1 protein-coding gene is annotated in these 246 nt (G+C 52.8%); it reads left to right on the forward strand.

Going from position 1 to position 246, the window contains the following annotated elements; translation table 11 throughout:
• Positions 1-246: helix-turn-helix domain-containing protein (locus L7A15_RS10630; RefSeq protein WP_237212514.1), on the forward strand; the 246-nt coding region annotated here is incomplete at both ends.

Consider the following 246-nt stretch of genomic DNA (forward strand, 5'->3'; position numbering starts at 1 on the left):
ACCACCAGCACTCACCCTCACCCAAGCCCTCAAAATCACCCTGCTCTACCACCGCCATAACCTCACCGAAGAACTCCTCGCAGAACTTTTTGCTGTCTCTCAATCGACAGTCTCACGAGCTATCAACACCATCGAAAAGGCCCTGGAGAAGATTCTCACTCCGCTGACTCAGCCTTTGAAAGAAAGCCTCAAAGCACCCGGGTCCTTAGTAGTTGACGGGACTCTGATACCCACGTGGAATTGGCG

Source organism: Rothia nasimurium, from assembly GCF_928391935.1.
Classification (GTDB): Bacteria; Actinomycetota; Actinomycetes; order Actinomycetales; family Micrococcaceae; genus Rothia; species Rothia nasimurium_D.